The organism is Mesorhizobium sp. M0437, assembly GCF_040321335.1.
In the GTDB taxonomy this organism is placed as follows: Bacteria; Pseudomonadota; Alphaproteobacteria; order Rhizobiales; family Rhizobiaceae; genus Mesorhizobium.
The window spans coordinates 1-5,806 of the sequence record NZ_JAMYRK010000133.1 but is presented as its reverse complement, the minus strand read 5'-3'; the positions used below and the strand labels follow the sequence as shown (position 1 = coordinate 5,806).

Genomic DNA, 5,806 nt, shown 5'->3' with positions numbered 1-5,806 from the left:
CGAAAGCCGATATCGGCGTCCGCGCCAAACTCTTCCCTGAGCCGCCGGAACAGTTTCAGCGTGAATTGCGACAGCCGGATGTTTTCCGGGATCGAGAACTGCTGGCGGATTGAGGCGCAGGACAGCGTGGTCGCGGCGCGGGAAAATTGCGGGTCGCGCTCGACAAGCGCGATCGAGCCCGAAAACCCTTCCTCGCGCAGATAATAGGCGACCGAGGAGCCGACGATGGCTCCGCCGATGATGACGATGTCGTAATGCACCTTTTGGCCCTTCCGATCTGAACCGCCGCGTCACGCCGCCGGCAGGATGATCTCGAAGCGCGTGCCGCTCGCCGAGTCAACCAGCCGGATCGTGCCATCATGCGCTTTCAGGAGGGCCAGCACGATGCCGAGGCCCATGCCGGTGCCGCCGGAATCGCGGCGCGTGGTGAAGAACGGCTCGAAGATGCGGCCTCGGTTGCTGGGCGAAATGCCGGCGCCGTCGTCGTCCACCACAATGGTGGCCTTGCCGTCCGCGCTTGCGGCCGTGATCGAAACCAGCGTTGCGCCGTGCCGCGCCGAATTGTCGATGAGATTGGCCAGCACGATCGCCGCGTTTTCGGCCGATATGCGCAGACCGATCTGGGCGCCCGCCTCGAGGCGCAGCGCCAGCCTGTGGTCGGCCGGCAGCAGCGCCAGTGCAGCAGTGAGCGACGTGTTTTCGCCGCTCGGTTCGAGATTTTCGGCGCGCGCCAGGTCGAGCAGGCGGCGCACCAGAAGGTTGAGCCGGCCGGCATCGGTGACGATATTGTCCGAAAAACGCCGCCGCTCGGCCTCGTCCATCGCGCTGCCCGAATCGCGCAGCAGTTCGGCGGCCCCCTGGATCGCCGTCAGCGGCGATTTGAGCTCGTGCGAGACGTGGGTGGCAAAGGTCTGGATGCCGTCGGAGCGTGCGTGCAGCTTTTCGGCCATGTCGAGGAAAGCAGCAGAGAGTTCACCCATTTCGCGCGTGCCGTGGTGATCGAGCGGCCTGATCGCCGCGCGGTCGCCGGCGGCGATGCGTTTCGTGCGTTCCATCAGCGCATAGATCGGACGGCTGACGGCGCGCAGGAAGACCAGCCCGATCAGCAGCGCGCCGCCGAGGATGGCGATTGCCGCCAGCGCCACCTTGCCGCGCTCGCCATAGAGATGCTTGACGATGTTGTTCGGCGTCCGCGACAGATAGACGACGCCGGCGACCTTGCCGGAGACCGCAACCGGCATGGCCACGAAGACGCGAACCTTGGTGCCGCGGCTGACCGAATAGAGCGGCGGCGACGGCTGGTCGGGAACCCGCAGCCTGAGCGCGCTGGCGTAGCGGCCGGCAAGCGCTGCGCGAACCTCTTCGACAGCCGCGAGCGACAGGCCGGCCTCCTCACGGCCGGCGATGACCACGCCTCTGGGATCGAGCAGCCGGAAGCCGGCGAGCGTGGTCTTCTGCGTCTCGGCAAGAATGCCCGACAGGCGTGCGCCGATTGAAGCGAAGGCGGGATCGGCGCTGGCCGCGGTGGCCGCGGGCCGGGTCGGCAGGATCCCGTCGGACGCAAGATCGAGGCCCGGTTCGATCGGCTGGTAGGGAGAGGCCCGATCGCTGGTGTTGGGTGAAGGCACGGGTGCGCCTAGCTTTTCCGGGGCAATGCCGGCCTCGCGAACCTCTTGCGCATAGATCGCGCCAAGGGCGGCGCCTTGGGCGATCAGCTCGGCCTCGGTCTGCCGGATCAGCTGGTTCTCGTAGAGCCGGAAGAAAAACAGGCCGGCCAGCGGCAGCGCCATCACCATGATCAGGATGGCGATGACGACCGTGGCGAGGCGAGGCCGCCATTTGCTGCCAATCAGTCCTTGGGCGCTCACGCGCCGCATCCGCCCAGCCGAAAACCGACGCCGTGCACGGTCTCGATCGCATCGACGCAGCCGACGGCCGCCAGCTTGGCGCGGATATTGCGGATGTGGCTGTCGACGGTGCGGTCTGCGACATGGATATTGGCCGCATAGGCGTTGGCCATCACCATGTCGCGGCCAAGCACATGCGCCGGCCGCGCCAAAAAGCCTTTCAGGATCGCGAATTCGATCGACGTCAGCGCCAGCGGCTTGCCGTCGAAGCTGGCTGTATGGCTTGCCGGAACCAGCAACAGTCTGCCATGCGAGAATTGCCGGTCGTCGGCTGGTTCCGGCGTGGGCCGAGCGCGGCGCAGAATGACGTTGACGCGGGCGACCAGCTCGCGCGGGCTGAACGGCTTGATGACATAATCATCGCCGCCCATCTCCAGCCCGAGCACGCGGTCGATCTCTTCATCACGCGCGGACAGGAACAGCACCGGCAGGTCGGATGTGTGGCGCAGCCGCCGGCACACTTCCAGCCCGTCCATTTCCGGCATGCCGATGTCGAGCACGACGAGATCGGGCGCATGGCGCTCTATCGCCTGCAAGGCAGCCGCGCCGTCCGGCACCGCCAGCGTTTTCATGCCGGCCTTTTCCAGCGCGAAGCAGATGATTTCGCGAATGTGCGGGTCGTCGTCGGCGACCAGTATGTGGTGCGGCATCAAATCAGCGGCCCGGCATGAAGGGTTCGGACATCGGAGGAACCACGAACGGGCCACGCCTGTTGAGGGCGCGGTTGAGCCGCCAGTCGCGAAAGCTCCAGCCCCGCCAGTTCTCCTGGCCGGCGCGGAAGCGTGCTTCGTCCTGTGCATACCAGCCGGCGAGTTCGCGGATGGAGGCATCCTCCGCGGAAACCGTCCTGCTCTGGTGCTGGACGAAGCGATCGAGCGCCGGCAAGGCGCCGGGCCCGAGCGAGCGCAGGTACCAGACGTCGAGCTGGGTGCCTTGGCCGGTCATTTCGAAGCAATGGTCGACATTGTAGTTGGCGATCAGCGCGGCAAAGTTGATGAACGAGCAGGCATAGAGCGTCGCCGATAGCGTCAGAAGATTGGCGGCAAGCAGCCATTCGTTGGACTTTTCGCGCGCGATGCGGGCCATGATCAGGACAAGGCCTGCCGCCACCAGCCCCATCCAGACGAACGCAGCGACACGCCAATAGGTCAGCGCATAGATACCGATATAGAGATCGAGCCGCAGGATCGACGAGATCACCAGGAGGATGTTCTGCGCCACCCAGGCATAAACCAGCCGGCGGATGAGCGGATCGCCGGAGGTCGCGCTTCCCGGCCGCAGCGCCGCCAGCACGAAGCCGGCGGCCAGCAGCGCCGTGACGATCAGCGGATAGGCGCCGCGATGCGCGTAGGCGGCATAGGTCAGCCCGTCGGGAAGCGCGATGCCGCCCCACAGATAGGTGGCGTCGAGTGCGCTCTGCACCGCGAACAGGATGTTGAAGACGACGAGCGCCCGGAGGATAGCGGCCTTGCCGAAGACGATGTCCTCGATGGTGGTCCTGGTGGCCGGCGTCGCCGGTGCGCTGGCTGGCGACACCCTGCGGCGGCGGAGAAAACGCGGCAGGCGCGGCCGCAGAAAGGCCCAGACGCAGGCAAGCACGAACAGCCAGAAGGCGAGACGTGGCAGCTGGACGAGGTCGAGCAGTGCCATCAGGTCGATCAGCGAGAACCAATATTCGATGACCGGATTGGCGGCGCCGAACAGCGCGAGGAACACTGTGCCGAGGCTCAGCGGCATGACCCAGACGGCGATCGCCGCAAGGCGCACGCGCCGCCGGCCAAGCCGCCGCGCCGCCATGCGCCAGCGGAAGAAATCAAGGACGAGCCGAAATGGCGTTGCAACCAGGAACAGCGAGAGTTGGCCGGCAATGCGGGCAAGGCCGAGCCGCAACCGTCCGGCCAGTGAAAGCGCGAAGATGGCCGTCGCCGCCAGCGCGATCGAGACGGACAGTGCGCTGACATTTTCCACAAGCGGCAGCAGCGCCATGAACAGCGCAACCGGCTTGAACCAGAACCTGCCGTCGTTGAAGGCGCCGAGAGGATGGAGAGCCATGCTCGCCGCTGCAATCGCAACGCCGAACAGGAAAAGCGTGATGCCCGCCGGTTGGCCATAGAAGAAAAAATCGGCCAGTGCGACGAGCAGGACGGCAACGCCGAAGCGGTAGCAATAGCTCGGCGCCGCCGAGAGGAATACTATCATGATCGGGCTTTCTCGGCGGCTTTGATGCGGCCGGTGGGCGGGGATTTCCGGACGAAAGGGAGGAGGTTTACCGAAGTCCGGGCGGATCGACGAGCCACCAGCTTTCGCGGCGAAGCCGGTACGGCAGGGACCAACGGGAGTTCGTTTGCTCTTGCATGCCGCCCTTGTCGCATCCGGTCGGGTGGCAAGCGGGGCGGAGACGAGGAGATTTTCCGAAATTGCGTGCAGTTTTTATGCACGGCTTGCCTCGGCCGGCTGCAGACGGCATAGATCGGAGATGACCACCGAAAGCTACCGCCCGCGCCGCTCGGTGCTTTACGTCCCGGCTTCGAACGACAAGGCGCTGGCCAAGATCCAATCGCTGGCCTGCGATACCGTCGTCATCGATCTCGAGGACGCCGTCGCCCCGGCCGACAAGCCTTCCGCGCGCGAAAAGCTGGCGGCGATTTTCGCCGGCCGTTCCAACCGGCGCTGCGAGATGGTCGTGCGCATCAATGCGCTGTCGAGCGAGTGGGGCGGCGCCGACCTGCTGGCCGCGGCAAAATGCTCGCCCGACGCCATCCTGCTGCCCAAGGTCGACACGCCGCGCGACATTCTCGAGGCCGGCGACGTGCTCGACGACAATTTTATCGCCGACGAAGTCAAGCTATGGGCGATGATCGAGACGCCCAGGGCGCTGCTCAATATCGGGCCGATCGCTGAGCTCGGCCGCGATCCGGCCTCTCGACTGGCTTGTTTCGCTGCCGGAACGAATGACCTGGTCAAGGACACCGGAATTCTCGCCACGCCCGACCGGCGCTATCTCGTTCCATGGCTGATGCAAATGGTGCTCGCGGCGCGTGCCGGCGGCCTCGACCTGCTCGATGGCGTCTTCAATGATTTTCGCGATATGGACGGGTTTGCGCGCGAGTGCACGGAAGCGGCCGCCATGGGTTTTGACGGCAAGTCGCTAATCCATCCGGCTCAGATCGAAGCCGCGAACCGCGCCTTTGCACCGTCGCCCGAAGCAATAGCCGAAGCGCGCGCGGTCAAGGATGCCTTCGCGCTCGCCCAACATACCGGTAGGGCGGTAGTTGCGCTGAACGGCAAGATGGTCGAGCGGCTGCATCTGGCGCAGGCCGAAAAACTGCTGGCGAAGGCCGCCGCTGTTCGCGCATGACTAACGCAACTGACGACAGGATTGAAGAATGAAACTCTACCGTTTTCTGTCCGGTCCGGACGATTCCAGCTTCTGCCACAAGGTGACGGCGGCGTTGAACAAGGGCTGGCACCTGTTCGGCTCGCCGACCTATGCCTATGACCAGGAAGCCAAGACCATGCGCTGCGGCCAGGCCGTGGTGAAGGACATCGAGGGCCAGGAATACGGCCCCGACACCAAGCTCAGCGACTGGTAGGGAGGTTCGCTGAAGCGCTCGTCCTTCGTCATCCTGGGGCGTAGCAGTCGCGAAGCGACGTCGCGGAGTACCCTAGGATCCATGCCGTTACCTCTGCCGAAGGGCACGGCGGATCAGGATTAGTGTGATCTACCACCGATCGGGATAGCCCCGTTACCCAGAACGGGATGATGAGCGTTCGGTTCTGCACCGCCGGCGCACTGCATCACTATCACGGCATGATGGGGTGGACGGCGCCCGACGGCATCGGATGTGCCAGAATGAGTTCGTTGAGATCTCAAACAAGGGAGCCGTCCGTGGAACACC

General features: G+C 65.1%; 6 protein-coding genes. 2 read left to right on the top strand and 4 right to left on the bottom strand.

From position 1 onward, the window contains the following. The 4 genes from NKI72_RS33845 to NKI72_RS33830 all read right to left on the bottom strand — a co-directional run. On the bottom strand, nucleotides 1-260 hold a 260-nt coding region (locus NKI72_RS33845), incomplete at its 3' end, for an FAD-dependent oxidoreductase (protein ID WP_352852092.1). Nucleotides 261-290: 30 nt separating this feature from the next. Next, nucleotides 291-1,877, bottom strand: coding sequence for an ATP-binding protein (locus NKI72_RS33840; RefSeq protein WP_352837372.1), 1,587 nt, complete (start codon nucleotides 1,875-1,877; stop codon nucleotides 291-293). After that, nucleotides 1,865-2,557: a response regulator gene (locus NKI72_RS33835; protein WP_352837375.1), complete on the bottom strand. Its 693-nt coding sequence runs from the start codon at nucleotides 2,555-2,557 to the stop codon at nucleotides 1,865-1,867. The genes NKI72_RS33840 and NKI72_RS33835 overlap by 13 nt, the downstream gene beginning before the upstream one ends. Before the next feature lie 4 nt (nucleotides 2,558-2,561). Next, nucleotides 2,562-4,106 (bottom strand): DUF4153 domain-containing protein, encoded by a 1,545-nt coding sequence (locus NKI72_RS33830; RefSeq protein ID WP_352837378.1) that lies wholly within the window; start codon nucleotides 4,104-4,106, stop codon nucleotides 2,562-2,564. A gap of 277 nt (nucleotides 4,107-4,383) precedes the next feature. On the opposite strand from NKI72_RS33830, the gene NKI72_RS33825 reads away from it, so the two are divergent. After that, nucleotides 4,384-5,265, top strand: coding sequence for an HpcH/HpaI aldolase/citrate lyase family protein (locus NKI72_RS33825; protein WP_352837381.1), 882 nt, complete (start codon nucleotides 4,384-4,386; stop codon nucleotides 5,263-5,265). A 28-nt stretch (nucleotides 5,266-5,293) separates the two neighbouring features. Further along, a complete protein-coding gene (locus tag NKI72_RS33820) occupies nucleotides 5,294-5,500 on the top strand; it encodes a DUF1737 domain-containing protein (RefSeq protein WP_352470863.1) in 207 nt (68 codons plus the stop codon). Nucleotides 5,501-5,806: the final 306 nt, after the last annotated feature.

What these genes read in the sequence shown, in the direction of transcription:
- NKI72_RS33840 (WP_352837372.1), bottom strand. Translation starts at nt 1,877, where the DNA reads ATGCGGCGCGTGAGCGCCCAAGGACTGATTGGCAGCAAATGGCGGCCT.
- NKI72_RS33835 (WP_352837375.1), bottom strand. Translation starts at nt 2,557, where the DNA reads ATGCCGCACCACATACTGGTCGCCGACGACGACCCGCACATTCGCGAA.
- NKI72_RS33830 (WP_352837378.1), bottom strand. Translation starts at nt 4,106, where the DNA reads ATGATAGTATTCCTCTCGGCGGCGCCGAGCTATTGCTACCGCTTCGGC.
- NKI72_RS33825 (WP_352837381.1), top strand. Translation starts at nt 4,384, where the DNA reads ATGACCACCGAAAGCTACCGCCCGCGCCGCTCGGTGCTTTACGTCCCG.
- NKI72_RS33820 (WP_352470863.1), top strand. Translation starts at nt 5,294, where the DNA reads ATGAAACTCTACCGTTTTCTGTCCGGTCCGGACGATTCCAGCTTCTGC.